The 22,447-nt window shown below is 39.5% G+C and carries 23 protein-coding genes; 2 read left to right on the top strand and 21 right to left on the bottom strand.

Going from position 1 to position 22,447, the window contains the following annotated elements:
• Window positions 1–59: 59 nt before the first annotated feature.
• Entirely contained in the window at window positions 60–761 is a 702-nt protein-coding gene (locus tag J5A74_04460) for a hypothetical protein (protein QUI96563.1), read from the bottom strand.
• A 2-nt stretch (window positions 762–763) separates the two neighbouring features.
• Window positions 764–1,339 (bottom strand): GNAT family N-acetyltransferase, encoded by a 576-nt coding sequence (locus J5A74_04455; protein QUI96562.1) that lies wholly within the window; start codon window positions 1,337–1,339, stop codon window positions 764–766.
• Between the two features lie 122 nt (window positions 1,340–1,461).
• Here J5A74_04455 and J5A74_04450 point away from each other — a divergent pair, with 122 nt between their 5' ends.
• Together J5A74_04450 and J5A74_04445 are read left to right on the top strand one after the other, a co-directional pair.
• Window positions 1,462–2,550: a hypothetical protein gene (locus J5A74_04450; protein ID QUI96561.1), complete on the top strand. Its 1,089-nt coding sequence runs from the start codon at window positions 1,462–1,464 to the stop codon at window positions 2,548–2,550.
• A gap of 8 nt (window positions 2,551–2,558) precedes the next feature.
• Complete coding sequence (locus J5A74_04445) at window positions 2,559–3,284, top strand: NAD-dependent protein deacylase (GenBank protein ID QUI96560.1); 726 nt, start codon at window positions 2,559–2,561, stop codon at window positions 3,282–3,284.
• 71 nt (window positions 3,285–3,355) lie between these two features.
• Here the strand turns inward: J5A74_04445 and J5A74_04440 are convergent, their stop codons facing one another.
• From J5A74_04440 to J5A74_04350, 19 genes are all read right to left on the bottom strand, one after another.
• A complete protein-coding gene (locus tag J5A74_04440; GenBank protein QUI96559.1) occupies window positions 3,356–4,012 on the bottom strand; it encodes an ATP-binding cassette domain-containing protein in 657 nt (218 codons plus the stop codon).
• The gene (locus tag J5A74_04435) at window positions 4,009–5,223 is read right to left on the bottom strand and encodes an ABC transporter permease (GenBank protein ID QUI96558.1); all 1,215 of its coding nucleotides are present in this window, start codon (window positions 5,221–5,223) and stop codon (window positions 4,009–4,011) included. Before J5A74_04435 ends, J5A74_04440 begins: the two co-directional genes overlap by 4 nt.
• A 95-nt stretch (window positions 5,224–5,318) precedes the next feature.
• Entirely contained in the window at window positions 5,319–6,857 is a 1,539-nt protein-coding gene (locus J5A74_04430) for a nitrite/sulfite reductase (protein ID QUI96557.1), read from the bottom strand.
• Between the two features lie 14 nt (window positions 6,858–6,871).
• On the bottom strand, window positions 6,872–8,512 hold the full coding sequence (locus tag J5A74_04425; protein QUI96556.1) for a sulfate adenylyltransferase: 1,641 nt from the start codon (window positions 8,510–8,512) through the stop codon (window positions 6,872–6,874).
• Window position 8,513: 1 nt separating this feature from the next.
• Window positions 8,514–9,422, bottom strand: a complete 909-nt coding sequence (cysD, locus tag J5A74_04420) for a sulfate adenylyltransferase subunit CysD (protein QUI96555.1) — start codon at window positions 9,420–9,422, stop codon at window positions 8,514–8,516.
• Between the two features lie 17 nt (window positions 9,423–9,439).
• Window positions 9,440–9,754 carry a ferredoxin family protein gene (locus J5A74_04415; protein QUI96554.1) on the bottom strand — a complete coding sequence of 105 codons (315 nt, stop codon included), beginning with the start codon at window positions 9,752–9,754 and terminating at the stop codon, window positions 9,440–9,442.
• Window positions 9,738–11,420: an adenylyl-sulfate reductase subunit alpha gene (locus tag J5A74_04410; protein QUI96553.1), complete on the bottom strand. Its 1,683-nt coding sequence runs from the start codon at window positions 11,418–11,420 to the stop codon at window positions 9,738–9,740. Before J5A74_04410 ends, J5A74_04415 begins: the two co-directional genes overlap by 17 nt.
• Window positions 11,421–11,440: 20 nt before the next feature.
• Window positions 11,441–12,829: a chromate transporter gene (locus J5A74_04405; protein QUI96552.1), complete on the bottom strand. Its 1,389-nt coding sequence runs from the start codon at window positions 12,827–12,829 to the stop codon at window positions 11,441–11,443.
• Between the two features lie 259 nt (window positions 12,830–13,088).
• Window positions 13,089–13,739 carry a hypothetical protein gene (locus J5A74_04400; protein QUI96551.1) on the bottom strand — a complete coding sequence of 217 codons (651 nt, stop codon included), beginning with the start codon at window positions 13,737–13,739 and terminating at the stop codon, window positions 13,089–13,091.
• 186 nt (window positions 13,740–13,925) lie between these two features.
• Complete coding sequence (locus tag J5A74_04395) at window positions 13,926–14,570, bottom strand: hypothetical protein (GenBank protein QUI96550.1); 645 nt, start codon at window positions 14,568–14,570, stop codon at window positions 13,926–13,928.
• A 186-nt stretch (window positions 14,571–14,756) separates the two neighbouring features.
• A complete protein-coding gene (locus J5A74_04390) occupies window positions 14,757–15,401 on the bottom strand; it encodes a hypothetical protein (GenBank protein ID QUI96549.1) in 645 nt (214 codons plus the stop codon).
• A gap of 31 nt (window positions 15,402–15,432) precedes the next feature.
• Window positions 15,433–16,083: a hypothetical protein gene (locus tag J5A74_04385; GenBank protein ID QUI96548.1), complete on the bottom strand. Its 651-nt coding sequence runs from the start codon at window positions 16,081–16,083 to the stop codon at window positions 15,433–15,435.
• Window positions 16,084–16,248: 165 nt separating this feature from the next.
• Window positions 16,249–16,581: a DUF2304 domain-containing protein gene (locus J5A74_04380; GenBank protein ID QUI96547.1), complete on the bottom strand. Its 333-nt coding sequence runs from the start codon at window positions 16,579–16,581 to the stop codon at window positions 16,249–16,251.
• A gap of 12 nt (window positions 16,582–16,593) precedes the next feature.
• Window positions 16,594–17,283: a glycosyltransferase family 2 protein gene (locus J5A74_04375; GenBank protein ID QUI96546.1), complete on the bottom strand. Its 690-nt coding sequence runs from the start codon at window positions 17,281–17,283 to the stop codon at window positions 16,594–16,596.
• Window positions 17,276–18,205, bottom strand: coding sequence for a glycosyltransferase family 2 protein (locus tag J5A74_04370; GenBank protein ID QUI96545.1), 930 nt, complete (start codon window positions 18,203–18,205; stop codon window positions 17,276–17,278). Before J5A74_04370 ends, J5A74_04375 begins: the two co-directional genes overlap by 8 nt.
• The gene (locus tag J5A74_04365) at window positions 18,202–19,443 is read right to left on the bottom strand and encodes a lipopolysaccharide biosynthesis protein (protein QUI96544.1); all 1,242 of its coding nucleotides are present in this window, start codon (window positions 19,441–19,443) and stop codon (window positions 18,202–18,204) included. Before J5A74_04365 ends, J5A74_04370 begins: the two co-directional genes overlap by 4 nt.
• Window positions 19,436–20,416, bottom strand: coding sequence for a glycosyltransferase (locus J5A74_04360; GenBank protein QUI96543.1), 981 nt, complete (start codon window positions 20,414–20,416; stop codon window positions 19,436–19,438). Before J5A74_04360 ends, J5A74_04365 begins: the two co-directional genes overlap by 8 nt.
• Window positions 20,400–21,371, bottom strand: a complete 972-nt coding sequence (locus J5A74_04355; GenBank protein ID QUI96542.1) for an ATP-grasp domain-containing protein — start codon at window positions 21,369–21,371, stop codon at window positions 20,400–20,402. The genes J5A74_04360 and J5A74_04355 overlap by 17 nt, the downstream gene beginning before the upstream one ends.
• Entirely contained in the window at window positions 21,368–22,441 is a 1,074-nt protein-coding gene (locus J5A74_04350) for a DegT/DnrJ/EryC1/StrS family aminotransferase (GenBank protein ID QUI96818.1), read from the bottom strand. The genes J5A74_04355 and J5A74_04350 overlap by 4 nt, the downstream gene beginning before the upstream one ends.
• Window positions 22,442–22,447 lie beyond the last annotated feature (6 nt).

Raw genomic sequence — 22,447 nt, 5'->3', positions numbered from 1 at the left:
TCTTAAAGGCGTGTAAAAAATCAGAAATCATTTTTACACGCCTTCTGTCTATTTCTTTCTTACTTACTCATCTTATCCACAAAATCAACAATGTCGTGGTCAAAACTACTTCCTGTAATCTGACTATGTGTAAATTGTGTTGCCGCCTTTACATTTGCTCCCTTAGCTAAGTCTTTTACTTCCTCTGTGGCCTTCTTTCCTTCACTTGCTGTATAGTATGGCACAATGGTCTTTCCATCCCACTTGTGGTCCTGAATAAACTTAGCCATCACACGCTCAACTGAGTCATCAGCTCCCTGCATACCAACATAAACCACAGAGTAATCATTCCATCCGTCGACATCACCATAATAAGCTGGCGTTGCCTTCTCCTCTTTTTCACGCTTAACCTGTGCCGCATATTCTGCGTAGGTCTTTGGATAATCAGCCTCTGGCACAACCTCAAATTGATCGGCATTTGCCTTTTTGCTAATCATCTCTGCCACAGCCTGTACATCCTTTTTTCCGCCCTCTGTGCTCGTTTCATCAACTCCAGGAAAATAGACAACCAATGCCTTTCGAATGCCATTGTCATCCATACTCTGTGCAACTGTTGTCTGTGCACTAGAACTTGCCTGTGTTGTCTGTGCAGAACTTTCCTTTGAACTTTCTGCACTCTGTGCATTACTTGTCTCTGTCTTCTTTGCTCCATTGCCACAAGCCATCAAAGAAAAAGCGGCCATTCCTGCAACCAATAAGGTTGCCAAATTTTTCATTTTCATCCTTACACCTCCAAATCCTTTTTTCCTATTTTATCATATTTTTCGACTTGTTGTATATATTTTCGACTGCGTTCCCCAAAGATGTGCAAATAGATGCCTATATAATCCTCATAACTAATCTGCTTTGAAAAAGTCAATAATTCCATCTCCACTCCAAAGAGTTTGACATAAACTTTTGTCTCCTTTAAGCCATTGCTTAAGTAAAATTTCTTTCTTCTCTCCTTCAGCTCATCTTCTCTTGTCTCCACTTTTTCTGGCACAATCTCAATCTCTAAAAATATGCGTTTTTTTGCATAATAATTCCGAAGCATACGAATTGCCCTGCTGCCATAACCTTCTCCTCTTTTTTCCTTTTTCATTGCAAAATAATCAATTAAAATAAAATCCTCATCCATCATTACCATCGCCATTCCAATAAAATTTTCTCCTTCTTCAAAGGCTAAAATTTCCATCTGTCCAGATTTTACCTTCTCTTGAATCAGAGCAAAAGGTTTTCTCTCATTAGCCGGAAAAGCAGCTTCATATAAGTTTTGAATCTCTGCGATCCTCTCCTTCGTTTGCACATTTTTTAAATTCATTCTTTTCTCCCTCAACTCATAGTATTTCCTATAATTATACCACAAAAACTCTTTGACAATTTGCATTCATAGATTACAATAGAACTATAGACTTTTCAATTACTGGCAGAAAGAGGTTATTTATGAATATCACCATCAACAATCCCTATGCCTCCTTTACCTGTACGACCAAAGGAGCAGAACTTATTTCCTATACCGATCAAGATGGTCACCAATATATCTGGCAAAAAAATGACCAATATTGGGATAAAGTTTCTCCCATTCTCTTTCCCTATATAGGCTCAGATATTGACTTTATCAATTATGGAACAGAAAGTTATCCTATGCTCCATCTTGGTCTCATTAAAGATATGGACTTTCAAATCACAAAAAAGGGGGCACATTCTGTCACCCTCTCCACAATGAGCAATGAAGAAACAAAGCAATATTATCCCTATGATTTTGAATTTTCTGTCACCTTTCGACTGAGGGAAACGGAGCTTGAGATTAGTTATACAGTCTCAAATCTCAACAAAAGTGATATGCCATTTTTAATTGGTGGACATACAAATTTCCTCTGTCCAATGGAAGCCGATGAAAAATTAGAAGAATATTGCCTTTCTTTTGCTGACGCAGACAAAGAAGATATCCCACTCACCCATCAAATGTTTGACAGTGGAACAAATCTCTATGATCAATTTACCGAGCGAAAAGTCAAACTCCACAAAAATTTTGAACACGGTGTTGTCTTTCAGTTTCCTGACTTTCCTCAACTCGGTCTATGGAGTCCTCCAAAAAAAAATGCTCCCTTTATCTGTTTTCAGCCTTGGTGTGCTGGCACCGTTGATGAACTTTCCCAAAAAGATATTGCAAAACGAAAGTATGTACAAATTCTCTCTAGTCATCAATCAAAAATGTATCGCTTTAGCTTTTCGCCACTACAGAAAGAAGAAATTGAAGAAGATATAGAAGCAACTATCGAAGAAAATATGGAATATATAGAAGATATGGAGATTGTTATTCCAAAATTTGACGATATCAAACCTTCGGGGACAAATTCAGATTCTGAATCTACTGTGGATACAAAACCAAATAGGGATGTAGATACAACATCTAGCAACAATACAGAGAACAAGGAAAATGGGATAAAAAAGAAAAAGAAAGCTTCCTCCAAGCCAAATTATAACAAAAAGAAGAAAAAGAGGAAGATGCGCAAAAAAAAGAAAGGCTAGGGCTTACTATGGACAATATAGAACAACTTTTTCAATGGATTAAGGCAAGTAACAACATTGTGTTCTTTGGTGGTGCAGGAGTCTCCACAGAAAGTGGAATTCCTGATTTTCGCTCTCAAGATGGTCTTTACAACCAACACTATGCTTATCCACCAGAGAAAATTCTCAGCCATTCCTTTTTTATCTCCCACACTGAGGAGTTCTACCGCTTTTATAGAGACAAGATGTTATTTCCAAAGGCCATGCCCAACTCAGCCCACATTGCACTGGCCAAGCTCGAAAAAATGGGCAAACTAAAATCCATCATCACTCAAAATATTGACGGTTTACACCAAAAGGCAGGAAGTCAAAAAGTTTTTGAACTCCATGGCAGTGTCCTTAGAAATACCTGTACTCAATGTGGGAAAAAATATGGAATTGAAAAAATTCTTCACTCCTTCGGCATCCCAAAATGTGACTGTGGTGGTATTATTAAGCCTGATGTCGTTCTCTACGAAGAGAGCCTAGATGAAGATACCATCAATGATGCCCTCTGCGACATCCGCAATGCCGAAGTATTGATTATTGGAGGAACTTCACTTGTTGTCTATCCCGCTGCTGGATTTATCCAATATTATGATAGCAATCAGCTTGTTCTCATCAATAAATCAAAAACAAATGTGGACAACCAAGCAAATCTTGTCTTGCATGAAAGCATCGGCAAGGTCCTCAGTGAAGTGGTTGAAAGATTATAAGATGATAACTGTAGAAAAATTTAGGGGGATTGCAAGAATTCTTACAATCCCCCATTGATGATAGAGCCATTTTATTTTTCTAAACGAATGACTCTATCATGTCGCTTGGCCATATCCAAATCATGTGTTACCGTAATGATGGTTGTTCCAAATTTTTGATTCATCTCAAATAAAGAATGAATAATTCTTTCCTTATTTTCTGTATCCAAAGAGGATGTAGGCTCATCTGCCAATAAAACCTCTGGTTTCATCAAAATTCCTCTGGCAAAAACTGCCCTAGCTCGTTCTCCTCCCGAACAGTCGAGTGGTTTTTTCTGTAAGATAGATTCAATTCCTATCTCTTTTACAATCTGAGTAAAATTTTCAAGCAAAGAATTTCTATCCTTAGATTCCATATATAAAAAAGGCAGTTGAATATTTTTCTCCACAGTCAGACTATTAATCATTGCTGATTCTTGCAAGACAAATCCAATTCTTTGATTTCTCCATTTCGCGAGTACCTTCTCATCCACCCCATTCGTCTTCTCCCCAAAAAGATAGTATTCTCCACGATAATCCCGATCCAATAATCCTAAAATATTGAGCAAAGAACTCTTGCCCACACCAGATTCTCCCACAATGGCCAATTTTTCCCCAGCTTCAACTTGCATTGAAAAACCTTTTAAAATCGAAAGTTTTGACTTTGTAAATATTTTCTCCTCAATCTGAATATCTATCATACTTCTCATTGCATTACTCCCAAAGAAATTGGAATTTTTTTGATTTTTCTCATCATCAATTCTACAATCATCACTGCAAGTGCGATATCAAATCCCATCGTTACCAATAAGGCCAACCAATCCATTCCAATTAGTCCAAACACACCATAGGTAATAAAAAATGTAATTTTTTCTGCCCAAGCTCTATAGCGATCAGCTATTGTACACAAAAAAACTGCTACCCAACTCACAAATAATAACAGTCCAATATATCCATACAACATAAGTCTCAATCTTGAATAACTCAATCCAACAAACAAATGAATAGAAAAATCCTTAATCATCAATCGAATACTTGCCAATGTGTTCCAAATTGACAACGCAACAACAACAATCAGTATAACAAATGTAATACAAAAAATAATTTCCAAAGATGCCACATAATAGTTGAAAAACTCATAGTTTTCATCCTGAGTAGAAAATTTAAATCTTGCCTCTAAATTCTTTTGAATAAGCTCATTAAATTTTTCCAACTTTTCTCTTGTCGAGTCAAAAATAACCAAATTCATTATTGCATTGACTCCAAATCCCCTCTGTGCATTTTGAATAAACTCCTTATTCACTGGCACAAGTATCGAAAAATTATAGTACTTCTTCGAGCTTAGAGTATAAAAATTAGAATGACTTGTATTTTTCTTTAACACTCCACAAACTGTAAAAATCACATCTCTTTTTAGAGATGGCTCCTTCAATCGGATTTCTGTTCCTATAGGATAATCTCTTCTTAATCCTTCACCAACAAGCACAGGAATTTTATCTTTTATTGAATAGTCAAAGGATAAATCGACTCCATCAGATATTCCAAACAAATTTTGTTGATAAAAATCCTGATTAATATAATTAAGTGAAACCTCTATGCCATAGCGATTTGATATTGACGCTATTGTTCCATCACTATACAGTCCATAGCGAAAATGATTATCTAAATATGTATAGATATCATGCATTTTTTCGTTTGTAACAATATCAAAATTTATCATGTGATCTGCATCTTCTCTTCCAATATAAGTTCCTTCTTGGTTGAGCTTTTGCATTTCTTGGTATCCTTGAACTGTAGACATAGATGAGCGAGCTACAATAAATACTAAGTAATTCGCCACAAACAGAAATGGAATAATCGTAACAATAAGAATCCATCTCCGTAAAAATATCTTCCTAATAAAAAAGCTAAAATTTTTCATAGTCTTTTCACCTGTATTGTGCCAACGAATATATAGATTGCAAAAATACCAGCAATCATTTTATCAAATAACTGCTGGCATTGCCTACAAATATTCTATTCCACAAGAAATTCCCTTGCCACTTCTACCACAGCATCCGGATTCTTTTTGTTCCACTCATAAAAACTCAAATTACTCTGGTCTACGGTCTGACCGAGTTTAACCAAAAATCTAGGAACATCTTCCTCAAAGATGTCGCCAACCACATCACCAAACCGCTCTTTTCCTTGGTAGTGATCGCCATTGATAGTCAACTGATAGGCAGGTTTTCCCTTCTTTGCAGCACCTCGAAATCCAATCACACCAATCTGATGTGTTCCACAAGAAGATGGACAACCGCTGATATGGCAGAGTGGAAGTGCCGTTTTTGAAAGCTTTGCTTCTCGAACAGCATCGACACAAGCTCGCAACAAGGCCTGTGAATTTCGAAGACCAACTTGACAAATAGAAGCACCAATACAACTTACTGAATGCTCAAACTCACTCACTACTGCACTGTCCTTGGTGGCCTCCAAAACTTTTTTTGCCTCAGATGCGGTCAAGTTAATAATATAGGCCGTCTCATAGGAGCCAAGTCTCACCTCGACATCTTCAAAGTCTTTGATGGTCTCATATAATTTTTCCAATTCATCGACCTGTGGACAGCCACCAACGGTATGCCATTCTACCGCATAGAGCCCTTCTTGCTTTTGTGCAATGACTCTATCTCCTTCAATTGTTGTGCCATCACCTGTCTTTGTCACTACACTTGGCTGAATATGAAGAGTCAAATCTTCCCTTTTCCTGATATCAGCCAAATTTTGATACACAACCTTTTTATATTCTTCCTCGCCTCCACACAATTCAATGAGATAGCGAGTTCTTGCTCTTCCTCGGTTTTGGTAATTTCCATGTTCACTAAAGGTCTTCCACTGTGCATAAATATAGTAACAAATATCCTTTGGATCAACTGCCGTATCAATCAGCACGCCCATTCTTGGATTTGGGCCAAGACCGCCAGAGGTATAGACATCAAACTTTCCATCACTTCTTGCCACAAATCCAATGTCGTGGAAGGTGGCGTGAGAGGCATTCTTTGGCGAATTGGAAAATACAACCTTATACTTTCTTGGAATCTTTCCCTGATGAATTAGGGTGAGAGCATACTCCCCTGCTGCCTTGGCATAGGGCATAACATCAAAGTATTCTCCCTTTTCTACTCCAGATAGTGGAGAGCACATCGTATTTCTTGGATTGTCACCGCCAGTTCCTCTAGTAATAATGCCATGATCATACCCTGCCTCGGCAAGCTCAGTCAACGCCTTGTAACCCAGATTATGCAACTGAACAGCCTGACAAGTTGTAAAATGAATCTTTGAAATATGATATTTTTTTGCGGAGTCCACGATAAACTTTAGCTTGTCCTTCGGCATTGAGCCTGCCGTCATTCGAAGTCTCAACATACATTTGTCGTCTTCTCTCTGTGCATAGCATCCAAAACCACCGGAGATTCCCTTGTAGTCTTTCTTTGGCAACTCCCCATCAAAATATTCCTTTGCGGCCTTAAAAAATGTTGGCAACTCTCCTCTAAAACTTTCGATTAAATTCTCTCCCATCTATCTTTATCCCCTTAAATAATCCAGTTGTCTGGTCCCATAATATTGTTGAGCATGGTGAGAGACTGCACTCTTGTAAATATCGCATCTGCACTGTCGCTGTCTTTTCTCACCTCGGACCATCTCTTATAATTTTCATTCACTTCTAATTCTTTTGCCTCTTCCCTGTAGGAATCAAGCACAAGCAATACCACAAGACCAGCATCAACAAGATGTTCAACCACCTTGACATAGTCCTCATTTTCCTCCGGTCTATAAGTGTAGGTATGGCGACTACTTCTGAGCAATAAATTCTCTGCTCGATGGATTTCATTTTCATCCACATTCTCTAGTGAGAAACCAATGACCAATGGGCTCTGCCAATTCAAAGCCGCACGCATACCCTTTGAAACAGGAAGAACTACATTTTTCTTTTCTCCCACTTCCAAAACCACGCCACAGGCTGAGGTCATATTTGTGATTCGGTCAATAAAAATCAACTCTCCAAGTGTCTTGTGATTCTTAAAGGTGTCCAAAATAATTGGCTCACTGGTTGCGACCTCGCACACCGCAAGCTCATTTTTTTCAAGCTCTTTGGCATTGATATGCTCACCTGTGTTGACATCAATTCGGTAATTGATCTTGGTCACAATGCCTGGAATTTTCTTTGTTCCAAGCTTGATCATAAAGTTTTTTCCCGCCTCAAGCTTATTGTCATCCATCCACAAAATATTGGTGGTAAATGTGCTGGCAATCTTTAAATTGGAATCCTTCTCAATGACACAGCCTCTGGAAACATCCACTTCCTTATCCAACTGAATGGTCACAGGTTGCCCTTCAAACGCATGGTCTGCCTCTTTTCCTGCAACCAAAATACTCTTGACATGAGCACTTTCTTTGCTTGGCAAACTCACAACCAAATCCCCAACTTTGACCTGACCATGTTCAATCTGTCCCTGAAATCCTCGAAATTCATGATTTGGACGACAAACTCTTTGCACTGGCATGTAAAATCCCTGTTCATTTTCTGTCGCCTCTGTCACATCCACTTCCTCCAAGTGGGAAAGAAGCGTAGGCCCAGTATACCAAGGCATATTTTCTGAGCGAATGGTGATATTATCTCCCTCTGTTGCAGAAACAGGGATAATGACAACATTTTCAAGTCCGACCTCTTGTTGCAATTTTGCAATGTCACTTTGAATTTCATCAAACCTTTCCTTTTGATAACCCACAAGATCCATCTTATTGAGAGCAAAAATAAAATAGCGAATACCCATCAAAGAGCAAATTCTAGCATGTCTTCTTGTCTGTGTCAATACCCCCTGCTTTGCATCCACAAGGATAATGGCCAGATCGGCAAAGGATGCACCACATGCCATATTTCTTGTGTACTCCTCATGTCCTGGTGTATCGGCACAAATAAAACTGCGTCTGTCCGTTGTAAAATAGCGATAGGCCACATCAATCGTAATTCCCTGCTCTCTCTCGGCGATCAATCCATCAAGAAGAAGGGAATAGTCAATCTTTCCACCTCTGCTTCCCACCTTGGAATCCAGTGCAAGTGCCTCTTTTTGATCGGCATAAATCAACTTTGCATCGTAGAGAAGATGACCAATTAAGGTTGACTTTCCATCATCGACACTGCCACAAGTAATAAATTTTAATAATCCATTCATTTTAGAAATACCCCTCTCTCTTTCTTCTCTCCATACTTCCCGTTGCCTCATGGTCAATGACACGGCTTGTTCTTTCTGACTCCACAGCGCCCAAAGTCTCTTCCACAATCTCATCTAAAGTGTTAGCCTCTGACTTAATTCCTCCTGTCAATGGATAGCAACCCAGTGTTCTAAATCGAATCTTATCTCTGTGAATATCTTCTGGCTGAATATTGAGTTTGTCAACAATGCGATGATCATCAATCATAATCATATTTCCATCTCGCTCAATATAAGGTCTTTCTTGTGCATAGTACAAAGAAACAATATCAATCTTTTCTCTTTGAATATATTGCCAGATATCCTTCTCTGTCCAGTTTGAGATTGGGAAGACTCTCATGCTCTCGCCCTTGTGGATCTGTGTATTGTATAACTTCCACATCTCTGGTCTTTGATTCTTTGGATCCCACGCATGAGAAGCATTTCTAAAGGAGAAAATTCTCTCCTTTGCTCTTGATTTTTCCTCATCTCTTCTTCCGCCACCAAATGCAGCATCAAATCCATATTTGGTGAGTGCCTGCTTTAGGGCCTGTGTCTTCATAATGTCAGTATAAGACGCACCGTGGTCAAAGGGATTGATCCCTGCCTTTACGCCATCTTCATTCATATATTCAATAAAATCTAATCCATATTTCTTGACCTGCTCATCTCTAAATCGAATCATCTCTTGAAACTTCCATCCTGTGTTGATGTGCATAAATGGAAATGGTGGTCTCTCTGGATAAAAGGCCTTCAAGGCCAAATGTAACATCACCGATGAATCCTTTCCAATTGAGTACAACATCACTGGATTTTCACACTCTGCTGCCACTTCCCTAATAATATAGATTGCCTCTGCCTCCAAAACATCAAGATGCGATAACTTGCTCATTTTTTTCTTCCTTTCTTCTAATAGGTATTGGAATTTTTTCTATTCACAACGATTTCTTTTTGACTTCCATCTAAAAATTCGACTTCCCAGCGATACAAATCATGGTCTTTTCGAATCGTCATTTGAGAACCTCTTCCGCCGATATCAGCTCCCAAGAAAAAGTGAATTGCTGCCACTGGGCATTCCTTCATACAGGATGTACAGCCCCAACAATCTCTGACCATTTCAATTTTTGCCCTGCCATTTTCGTTGAGATCAATCAAATTTCCAGGACAAGCATTCACACATCTTTGACATCCTATACATTCCCTTTGATCAATTCGTATGCTCATAATGCCCTCCAACTAAATCTCGAAATACAATTTCTACTTTTCCATCTACAATCTTTGAATTAATATATCCATCAAATGCTTGGTCTTTCTCAGGATAATCAGCATTTTCTCCAAAGATATGCCATCTTGTTTCCTTTCTAGCAAAGAGATGTTCAATTAATACCTCACAGACCAAAAGTCTCTCTCTCACTTCATAGATGTGAAGAAGGTCAAACATATCCTTTGCAAATAGATTTTCAACCTGTGCTTGTAGATTTTTGATCTTTTCTCTCGCCACTTCAAGTCTCGCTTCATTGTAGCGATAGCCCATGGCAATGCCTCCCGCATATTCGTCCATCACCTTTTGCATCGCCTCTTCGACATCCTCCCAACTCATCATTGAATGACTTTTCTCAAAATGCCTCTGATATTCCTGCATCCACTCCTGTGCACACATTTCTTGAATCACACCGACCTTTTTTACATAATCAAGAGCACTCTCTCCTGCAATCTTTCCCTCAGCCAATGCACCTGTCACATACTTTTGTGGTGCACCTCCAGCGACATCTCCTGCTGCAAATAGACCACTTACTGTACTCTGTCTATGTGTATCTACCCAGTAGCCACTCGCTGTGTGACCACCAACGATATAGGGCTCTGTTCCTTCAATTTCCACATCTTTTGCCTTTGGCCCTCTCCCCTCCTCGATCCACTTGAGTGTCTGAGAAGGTGCCATATTTAAGTACGCCTTATATAATTCGTCTTCCTGCTTATCCGTGATTCCACTAGTCTTTAAATAACATGGGCCCTTACCCTGACGATTTTCTTCCACCGTTCCATAAATTCTTTGTGGTGTGGTAATGCCATATTTTTGCTCATAAATCTCTCCATTGGCATTGACCTGCTTTGCCCCTACGCCCTGTGCAATGGTTCCCGTTGGTGCAATGGTGTCCTTACAGCGAAGAGCCACAAAGCGATTTTCAAATGTGGTCATCTCTGCCCCTGCACGAAGCCCCATAGCAAAACCAGCACCTGTGTTAAATGGAGAATACCACATCTTATGTCTTGAAAATCCTGGATTATTTGGTCGGTAAAGTCCTGCTGCACCACCTGTGGCAATAATCACAGCATCTGCATCAATATCATAAATTTCCTTTTTTCTCACCCCAAAGCCAACGGCACCAACCACTGCCTTTTTTCCATCTCTTATGCCAAGCTTTAAATCCGTGATATTGACTTGATTAAAAACTTTGACATTTTCAAGAGATGAGACGGCATCCGCCAACAATGGCTTAATATTTTCTCCATTAATTTTGACATTTCTCCAGCCTCTGGTGACATACTCTCCGTTTTCATCCTTGAGAATAACCAGCCCCATTTTCTCTAAGTCCTCAGTGACTTCATTAAAAAGCTCGGCAAGCGTCAACAACAAATCAGGTCGAACAATTCCCTCTCCGTCCTTTTTTGCATACTCCACATAGTCATTGGGCACATGTCCCTTAGAAATATAGGCATTGAGTGCATTGACTCCAGCGGCCAGACAACCACTTCGAATAATATTTGCCTTTTCGGCAATGACCACATCAACCTTTTCTTTTCTTGATATACTCAATGCAGCATAGCAACCAGCCGTTCCACCGCCAACAATCAATATCTTGGTTTTTATTTTTTTTACTTCAAAATCCATTGAACCTTCCTCTTCCCTCATCAAAATAATACAATTCCAAATCCAAGGACAGCAGACATTGCCATTGGAATCAAATGATTCATTTTCTTTCTGTGCATCATTAACATATTTAGAACAATAATCACTGCCGTAAACATCACCACAATATCCTTGCTCGCCCCGACGGAAAGACCTGTATCAATATTTGTCTGCACCATGGTAAGCATCACATTGAGCAACAAACCAGAAATAATTGGTCGAATCCACTGATTCACTTTTTCTAACACACTCACACCCTGAAAGCTTCGAAATACCCAACCAATCACACCAAAGACCATTCCTGAGGCAGAAACACTGATAACAAATCCTGCTAAAGCCAAAGCAAAAGCCTGTGCATATCCTGCTCGAATTCCAATCATATATCCCGCTCCAGTCAACACCTTACAAAGAATCGACCCAGGAAGCACATTGGCAATGGGAACTAAGAGGTGGTAAAACTCATTGACATTGAGCATTTGATCATTGATAAATAAGTTGTCAGCCACCGTCAAATAGGCATCTCCACCACCAAAGGAGATCACAGAAGAGAAAAATCCTTTAGCCAAATAAAGGACACTTCCTCTGTCTATCAGTAGAGCAGGTACACTCGCCAAAACAATCAAGCCAAACCAAATCCCTATCTCTTTCCACAATTCACAAAAATTTACTCTTTTCATTCCCTGATGTGCCTTCACCTCACTGACCACACTCCAAACTGCCAATATCAACATAGCCAAATAGGTAGGAAAAAGAATGTACTTTGAATTCCCAAATAAAAAACACAGGGTCAAAACTGAAACCACCACAAGATTTTTTCTTGTCCATTTACAACCGGTATAGAGCATAATAAAAAAGGATAATCCCAAAATTTTTAGTGTGGACAAGCCAAAAATTGCTGTTTTATGGAGATTAAAAAGTTTATAAATATTTTTTTCTGCACTCAAGATAAAAATAACAAACAGAATAATGATCGCAATACTTCTTTCTCTTTGACTGACACCGCACATACTCTTTACAATATAGTGAACAAGAATACTGCTCAAAAATGCCATAATTCCAAGTGAAAGGTAGCGAATGGTGCTCAGCTCCTTGTCTCCACCTCCAAGAAAGAGGAGAAAAGCAATGGTCATCAATGCCCCTGGCAAAGCCATCATTGTTGCAGCCACAACCATACCAAGGTTTCCCTTTGCTCTCTTGCCCACACCTGCAGCAATCTCCACAGGAAGTGCTCCCGGTGTGACACAGGCTGAAACCACATCCATATCATAATCTGCTTTTGAAACCATCTTTTTATTTTCCACAACCTCAGACTCAATGACGGGAATCAACGCATTTCCACCACCAAATCCAATGGTGCCAATCTTTAACATGGACTTTATCAATTCAACCATAGACTACCTCCTCACGATCCTCTTTATTATCATATATTACATACTAAAAAAGTATGTTTCTATGAATTATCAGTATCGTAACATTCCAGCGGTACAAATTCAACCTTCTTTTTATATATGTTTTAATTAAAATACATTTTGCAATACAAAAAAGAGAGCCTCAAAGCCAAACGCTTGAAAACTCTCCTTCTTTTCCCTGTTATCTGTTTGTTCTACAAAGACCTTATGATTTTCTACTTAGATCAATTTCACAGCAATACTAACTAGCAAAGGCATCACCAAAGCCAATAATATACCCTTTCTTATCCAATGTTGGATTTCCCATGCGTAAGTTAAATCGAATTTTCATATACTTGCTCAATGGAATGGTTCTAATTCCTTTTTCATCTTTTCCATCCCACCTCACCTTTGCATTTTTTGAAAGTCGAACGATTGTGCGATAATTGTTTCCCATATCAGATTCCTCATCCGCACCATCTACATCAACTACACATTCATAGTAATTTCCCTTATCTTTCATCAACGAACGATCTGCAACAAGATTTGCTGTTGAAAAAACTTTATGTAAATTTTTGTCATAATAATTTGGTATCCACTTTCCACTTCCATCTACCATATATCCGTCTGGAGTGACTCTGTCGACATACATATCTCCATCTTCACCGACATAATACTTTCCGCCAATCCATTGATCATGAGCCATATACCCACTGGAATGAAAATAATACCATTTGTGATCGATCAGTCTCCACTTACTTCGAGGATAGGATTGATTGGCATCTTCCCACCACCAACCAACATTGTTTCGCTTCCATTCACCACCTGGATAGGCGTAAGTGCTGGTCGCTGTACTGATGCTTACTGCTCCCAGCAAGGCCACTGCCAATAAATAACCAAATTTCTTTTTCATGATGCCCCTCCTTTATTTGCTTTTTCTTCTTATAGTTTATATTATAACGCTAAATTTTCTGGATTTTATTGTTTTTTTTTAAACATTTCTTTCATTTTTTTTACAAAAAATAGGGGGAAAAAATCACCCCCCAATATTTGACAAAGAACCAATCTTTTCTGCATCAGTTTCACAGTAGCAATGAACCTAACTTGCATTGACATCACTAAACGAAATGATATAACCATTTTTATCTACTTTTGGATCAATCATTCGCACATTTGAATGTCTTTTCATGTAATCGTTTAGTGATACCAGTTTCTCACCTTTTCCATTCTTCTCATCCCAATACACTTTTGCTTTTTTTGACAGGCGTACAATACTTCTATAGGTATCATCTATATCATAGCCATTATACATTCCATCTATATTGACTAAACATTCATAATAATTTCCTTTATCCCTCACCAACTCTGCATGCAACTCAGGTGTTGAAAAACGCTTATGTAAATTTTTGTCATAATAATTCGATATCCACTTTCCACTGCCATCTACCATATATCCGTCTGGAGTGACTCTGTTGACATACATATCCCCATCTTCGCCGACATAATACTTTCCGCCAATCCACTGATCATGAGCCATATACCCACTGGAATGAAAATAATACCATTTGTGATTGATCAGTCTCCACTGACTTCGAGGATAGGACCGATTGCCATCTTCCCACCACCAGCCAACATTGTTTCGCTTCCATCCTCCACCTGCATAGGCGTAAGTGCTGGTCGCTGTACTGATGCTTACTGCTCCCAGCAAGGCCACTGCCAATAAATAACCAAATTTCTTTTTCATGATGCCCCTCCTTTATTTGCTTTTTCTTCTTATCGTTTATATTATAACGCTAAATTTTCTGGATTTTATTGTTTTTTTTTAAACATTTCTTTCATTTTTTTTACAAAAAATAGGGGGAAAAAATCACCCCCCAATATTTGACAAAGAACCAATCTTTTCTGCATCAGTTTCACAGTAGCAATGAACCTAACTTGCATTGACATCACTAAACGAAATGATATAACCATTTTTATCTACTTTTGGATCAATCATTCGCACATTTGAATGTCTTTTCATGTAATCGTTTAGTGATACCAGTTTCTCACCTTTTCCATTCTTCTCATCCCAATACACTTTTGCTTTTTTTGACAGGCGTACAATACTTCTATAGGTATCATCTATATCATAGCCATTATACATTCCATCTATATTGACTAAACATTCATAATAATTTCCTTTATCCCTCACCAACTCTGCATGCAACTCAGGTGTTGAAAAACGCTTATGTAAATTTTTGTCATAATAATTCGATATCCACTTTCCACTGCCATCTACCATATATCCGTCTGGAGTGACTCTGTTGACATACATATCCCCATCTTCGCCGACATAATACTTTCCGCCAATCCATTGATCATGAGCCATATACCCACTGGAATGAAAATAATACCATTTGTGATTGATCAGTCTCCACTGACTTCGAGGATAGGACCGACTACTGTCCTCCCACCACCAGCCAACATTATTTCGCTTCCATCCGCCACCTGCATAGGCGTAAGTGCTGGTCGCTGTGCTGATGCTTACTGCTCCCAGCAAAGCCACTGCCAATAAATAACCAAATCTCTTTTTCATTTCTTTTCCTTCCCTTCTTAATAGGTTAGACTTAACTAGCAAAATAATCACCAAATCGAATAATATAACCTCTCTTATCTAACTTAGGGTTACTTATGCGAAAAAAGTCACGCCCCTTCATATACTCGCTCAAGGAAATTGTTTTCGGTCCTTTACCATTCATTGCATCCCAATCGACTTTTGCACTTTTTGACAATCGAACAATACTTTTATAATCATTTCCCATATCTGATTCATCATCGGCACCATCTACATCGACTACACATTCATAGTATTCGCCTTTGTCCTTCATCAGTGCACGACTGGCATCAAGCTCTACTGTCGAAAAAACTTTATGTAAATTCTTATCATAATAATTCGGTATCCACTTTCCACTTCCATCTACCATATATCCGTCTGGGGTCACTCTGTTGACATACATATCCCCGTCTTCGCCAACATAATACTTTCCGCCAATCCATTGATCATGAGCCATATACCCACTGGAATGAAAATAATACCATTTGTGATTGATCAGTCTCCACTGACTTCGAGGATAGGACCGATTACTGTCCTCCCACCACCAGCCAACATTGTTTCGCTTCCATCCGCCACCTGCATAGGCGTAAGTAGTGGTCGCTGTGCTGATGCTTACTGCTCCCAGCAAGACCACTGCCAATAAATAACCAAATTTCTTTTTCATAATGCCCCTCCTTTATTTATCTTTTCTTCTTATAATTTGTATTATAACACTAAATTTTCTGGATTCTGTTGTTTTTTTTTTAACATTTCTTTCATTTTCTTTACAAATAAAAAAGAGACTGTGAAAACCAAAAACCTTTCCACAATCCCTCATTCTTCCCATAACTTATTTCTCTATTTTTTCTAGTGCTGTATCCTGTGCAAGTTTTGTAATCTTACTCTCCAATACCGACAACTTGATGCTCATTGAAAAAATCTTCATAATCAGCACAAAGATGATGAGTAGATACAATAGATTGGCGGGTGACTGTATCCCTGTGCGAATAGAAATCCAATAGATGATATGCGGAAAGACAGCCAGAACAATTAAGACCAAAGAAAATAAAACCCAAAATACCGCATCATCAATCTGCATCTTCGATTTTCTTATTCGCCGAACAACAGTACAAGAGGCCAATACTGATGACAGAATCAACAAAATTCGCAAAGTCAATGTCATTTTTTCTTCCCCCTATTTTCTACTTCTGAAATTTTGAATAAATAGAATAGAAGTCAACATACGAAGCATATATTTTCCTGCATTCCACGGCGTGAGATAACTGATGCCACCCATTCGCTCCTGCATATGACATTGCACCTCCGCCACATGGGCTCCCTGCTTCACTAAGTAGGAGACTGTATCTGGCTCTGGCCCATAGTTTAATTTTAATGCAAATTTTTCAATCAACTTGCGATTGTACATTCGCATTCCTGATGTCGGATCCTTGATTCGTTTTCCTGTGGTCAAAAAAATGGCCATCGCAATGACACGACTTCCAAACATACGAGGGGAAAGACTCTTTTTCTCCTTGGCAAAGCGAGAAGCAATGACAATGTCATATCCCTCATCCATCTTTTCTTTCATTGGCAGAATATATTCTGGGCGGTGCTGACCATCGCCATCAAATTGCACAGCATAGCGATAATTTTTCCGATAGGCATAGCGCATCCCCGTCTGAAATGCCCCTGCCAGTCCCAAATTAATGGGCAAATCAATCATGTTGTAGTTTTTATCCCTGCAAATCTTTGCTGTGGCATCGGTAGAGCCGTCGTTGACAATCACATAGTCAAGCTCTGAGTGATGGATAATCAAATTTTCAACAACTTGCTCAATATTGGCTTCCTCATTAAAGGCAGGGATAATCACCAAAATATCAGACATCTTTTTTCTCCCAATATTTTTTATTTGAACTGCATTTTTTTACCAACCACTTCGGCAACTTCTCATAGTGCTTTCCCATAAAAAATCCAAGATACTTACAGCCACTGATATAGACTAGGCGAGGGATTTCCTTTGCCTGACCAATCTTAAATAGATGCTTTGCTGTTTCTAGCACAAGGCGAATACCTTCTTTTTCGCTCTTTAGCCCAGCAAAAATATCTTTGTATTGCACTTGTGAAACCGCAATATCAAAATTTCTAGAAAATTGACGCAAGCCCGAATATTCATGGGAATGAAATACAACGGCATCTGCACAATAGCAGACCTTTTTTCCTTTCTTCATCAAGGCGGCCGCATAGAGCATATCCTCATTGAGAATGGTCTTTGGCACAAACCCGCCAATCTCCACAAAACTTTCTCTCTCATAGGCGGCACAGACATTGGAGGCAAAATAATTTTTGATTCCATATACCGCTTTTGTCTTCTCTGACTTTATCTGGCTTTTCTTTGGATAATTATATTGCCTAGTGTAGCGCTCAATATGCCCTGCATCTTGGTTTGGTACTTGGCGTGCGTACACTAATTTTACTTCTTCATCCATTGGTGCAAGCAAGTGTTCAATTAACTTTTGATTGGCTGGAAGGGCATCCTGTGTCATACAAATAAAATACGGTGCATGGCTGTATTTTACCGCTTGATTTCTTGTCTGACCGTGGTCAAATTCATCGACCTCGATGTGATGTATCTCCACTGGCGTTTGCAAATGGAGGGCATCCACTGCCTCCTCATCAAAAAATTCTTTCCCTGTATTGATCACAATTATCTTTTGTGGTGGCAAGCTCTGTCTGTCTAAACGATGTAACAGTTGAAAAAATTTTTGATCTGGCTTATAGGTAGGAATAATTACATCTACACATTTCATGACTTGTTCCTCTTTCTTTCAAAAAATATAGCCACCGCAATAAACATCAGCATCATGGCCCCCATCACTAGGCAATAGGAAATGGCAGCTCCATTGATGGCATAACTTTTAACCAATGTATTGCAGACAACATAGGCTAACACACAACCAAGGACATAGATGCCAAAGATGGCTCGCTCCGCCTTAAAAATTACCAGCACATAGTACATCAAATTTAAGATGGCATAGAATCCACCACCTAAAATTACCAGCACCAATGCCACTGTATAGGGAGCAAGATTTTTTCCTGCACTTCCCAGAAGAATTGAAAGAACAGGAATGCCAAGAACGGCCGCTGCTCCCATAGAAAATACGGTCAATCCCAAAATCAATCCTGCAATTTTTAGCACTAATTGTCGAAATTCTTTCCTTCTTTTTTCTGCAAAATAGAGGGAAAGCTTCGTCAACACTGGGCGAATGACAAACCCTGCCATCATATTGATGACGGAGGTCGGAATAAAAATCGTAGAAAAATAGGTGTTTGCCTGCTCGCCAAGGTAATCATTGACTGCATATTTTGCCGCTGCAAAGACATAGAAGTCCAAAAATGCAGAGACAAACAGCCACACACTGGTGCGAAAGAGTGTCCTGACACTTCCTCGAATGCACTGCCATTGTACTTCATTGATTTTTCTTAATGGGCGAATCGCAAAAATCCAAAGACCAATCAAGAGGGCAGGTACAAAGGCTATACAAGCAATGGTCAAGTTTTTGGTCACAGCCAATACAATCAAAAAGATGGCAATGGAAAATAGAGTTCTTGCACAGAGGCTCTGCCCTGTGATATATAATTTTCCCTGCCTTTGAAACTCTGACTCATAGCAATCGGCAATACCATCAATGACCTTGTACAAAATCAAGGCAATCCAGATCACCATTGAATGAAAATTTCTCGCAAAAACAAGAGTGTAGCCAAATCCAGCCAGCAAAGCAACTATGGCACTGATATAGCGAAACCGTCGATAATCCCCAAAGGTGTGCACGGGTTTCATATCGGTGACCTGTATCGGTCGCATTCCAAAGTAGGAAATAATATAGAGCTGCTGCCCCAGAGTAGAAAAGGCAAATAAAAAAATCCCGCCTTCAACATCACCCACTAGGCGAGTGACCACAATGCCCAGTGTCATACTGGTGAGGGCATAGAGCATACTGCCAATCATATTCCAGAGCATATTTTTTCTTTCTAATTGATTATCCATGACCATTCCTCATCTTATGCGACCAATTCTGCATCAAACGATACAAAGTGGGAAGTCGATATTCAAAAGCGATAAAAAAACGCTCCCGTCTCGGAAGTTCTCGATAAAATCTTCGATACTTTGGCTGATAGATGCTTGTAAAGTCGCGCAAGTTGACTCTGGTCAAAAAGAACAGTCGATGTGCTGCCAAAACTGCCTCTCTATGAAATCTGTAATTTGTCTTTTGATCAAATTCTTTGTACATCTTACTCATTTGGCGTGCATAAACCTCTTGTTTTCTTTGATAGTCGCCCGATTTCATACTGCTCGTCCAAGAGCCCGCACCATTAAAGCGATAGGCACTCATTGGGCGGTCAATGTAATAAACATTCCCTCTTTCAATGGCCATCAGCTCAAGAGGTCGATCGCCCACTGGACAATCCACATAGTAGCAAGGTAAATCCTCAACCACTTCTTTTCTCAAGAGCATTGAACCAAAGGCAAAGGCTCCCTTTTTGTCAAGGACCTGCTTGGGGTTTAACACTGTGTTTTTCTGATAAGGACGCATTAAATTTCTATCAATAAAGTCTCCATTGTCATTGACTACCTTGGCCGAATGCACACAGAGCATACAATCCAAATGTTTTTCCATATAGGCGACCTGTATGGACAACTTATTTTCATCACACCAATAGTCATCGCCATCACAAAGGGCAATATACTTTCCCCTTGCCCTTGGAAAATTAAATGCCCCCGAAATATTGGTTATCCCCTGAGAATATTGATTTTCTTTTTGTAAAATTGCCCGAATTTTATCGGGATAACGCCGTTCATACTCTGCAATAATATCCGCTGCACCATCCGTAGAGGCATCGTCATGAATCAAAATTTCAAAGTCAAAATCACATTTTTGTGCCAAAAAACTATCGAGTGCTTGCCGAATATATTTTGCATGTTGATAGGTCACAACACAGATGCTAACCATCACATTCATTATTTTCTCCCTCTGTGCACACTTCAATATACTTTTTTACAAGAGAGCAAGGTTTTACCTGATTGTCTGGAATCTCCTGATTGTCTAAAAATACAGATAGATGTGCCCCACTCATATCAAATCCTGCCTTATTAGAAAAGGCAATGCCACCTGAAAATCTTGGATTGCATTCCAAGAAGTGGTATGTATTTTCTCTATCGACAATCCACTCCATGTTGACACAGCCCAGCACCCCTAGTGCCTTTGCAATGGAAATACTGATTTTTTCTAAGTTCCTGTCACGAAAGACTTTTACCGAAAGACCTGCTCCATTGTATGTGCGCAACAACTCTTTCCTCGGAAGAGCTGCTGCACGGCCATCTTTTCCCACAACCACATCGACGGTCACCACATCACCATCCATCATTGGTTGGGCAATGATGTTCTCTCTATCCAATATATTTTTGACCAACCACTGTCGCTCCTTCTCTGTCTTGATTCGATAGAGTCCCTGACTGCTTCTTCCATTTTTTGGCTTGACAATCAAAGGCAATTCTTCATCTCCAGAAAATGGATGGGTGGGAATGGTCAAAAATTGTGTTTCCCCCACAATGACTCTATCGACAACTTCCTTTGTCTTTTCCTTATCCCTTGCGACCTTAATTACCTCTTGATCTGAAAGTAACAGTTTTGCTCCGAGCTCACTTCGATGCTCATTTAAAATGTCAATTTCTGCATCAGTCAATGGAAGGACGGCATCCACTTTTTCTCTTTCTATGATTTCCTTCAGTGCAAAAAGATAAGCATCGCCCGCATCAAATCTTGGTACTTGGTAGAAGGCATCGACATTTCCCCCTTCAGAAAGCCAAGTTTTCGGATAAATATCTGTTCCAACAATGTAAATCCCTCTTTCTTTGCAGGCACGAAGAACATCAGAGGAAGAAAATGAGCCAATGGCTGTAATCAATACAATCATACTTCCTCCAATCTGTGCAAAATAATATCACAAATTTCATCTACCGTCTCCAGAGAAAGTTCTGGATAAATCGGAAGTGTCAAAATCTGCCGTGAAATTTTTTGTGCAATTGGCGTTGCCTCTGGATCAAATACGCCACGATAGCAATCATAGGAATTGATACATGGATAAAAATATTTCCTTGCATAGATTTCTTCCCTAGCTAAAGCATCATAGAGGTCATCTCGATTGCATCCACAAACTGTCTCATCCACAAGCATTGGCATATAGGCGTAATTGTATTGAATGTCCTCTCTATAGTGATTAAGTCTTAGTCCCGCAACTTTTCCAAGCCGTTCAATGTATTGCATTGCCAATGTCTTTCTCTTTGCAATCATCTTGTCCACATACTTAAGATTACATAGTCCCATGGCTGCCTGAAATTCATTCATCTTGGCATTACTTCCGACCCACTCGACGGTCTCTGTATCGGCAATGCCAAAGTTTTTTAAGTAATTTAATTCCTTCTTCAAGTCCATATCTTTGGTCGCCACTGCTCCGCCCTCAATGGTGTTGTAGACTTTGGTGGCATGAAAACTAAACATACTGGCATCTCCAAAGCGAGCAACACTCTTTCCTCGATAAAATTCTCCAAAGGTATGGGCTGCGTCATAAATCACCTTGAGGTGATGTCGATTGGCAATTTCCTCGATGCGTTCGACATCGCAAAGATTTCCATAGACATGGACGGGCAAAATCGCCGAGGTCTTTTCGGTGATGAGTGACTCAATTTTATCCACATCGATGGTGTAGTCCTGTGGATTGATATCGCAAAACACAGGAGTTAAATTATTTCTTACAATGGCATGTGTTGTCGATGCAAAGCTAAATGGCGTGGTAATGACCTCCCCTGTCAACTTCATTGCCTGTATGAGTAATTCCAGTGCCAAATGCCCATTGGTAAAAAGAATCAGATTGGACACATCCATATATTGCGAAAGTTCCCTTTCCAGTCGCTTATGATAGTCTCCCATATTGGTCAGCCAGGCACTATCCCATATCGGTTTTAACATCTCTATAAATTCTTCCATTGGCGG

The organism is Lachnospiraceae bacterium oral taxon 096 (genome assembly GCA_018141845.1).
Taxonomy (GTDB): domain Bacteria; phylum Bacillota; class Clostridia; order Lachnospirales; family Lachnospiraceae; genus F0428.
This window is presented reverse-complemented; position numbering and strand designations above follow the sequence as displayed.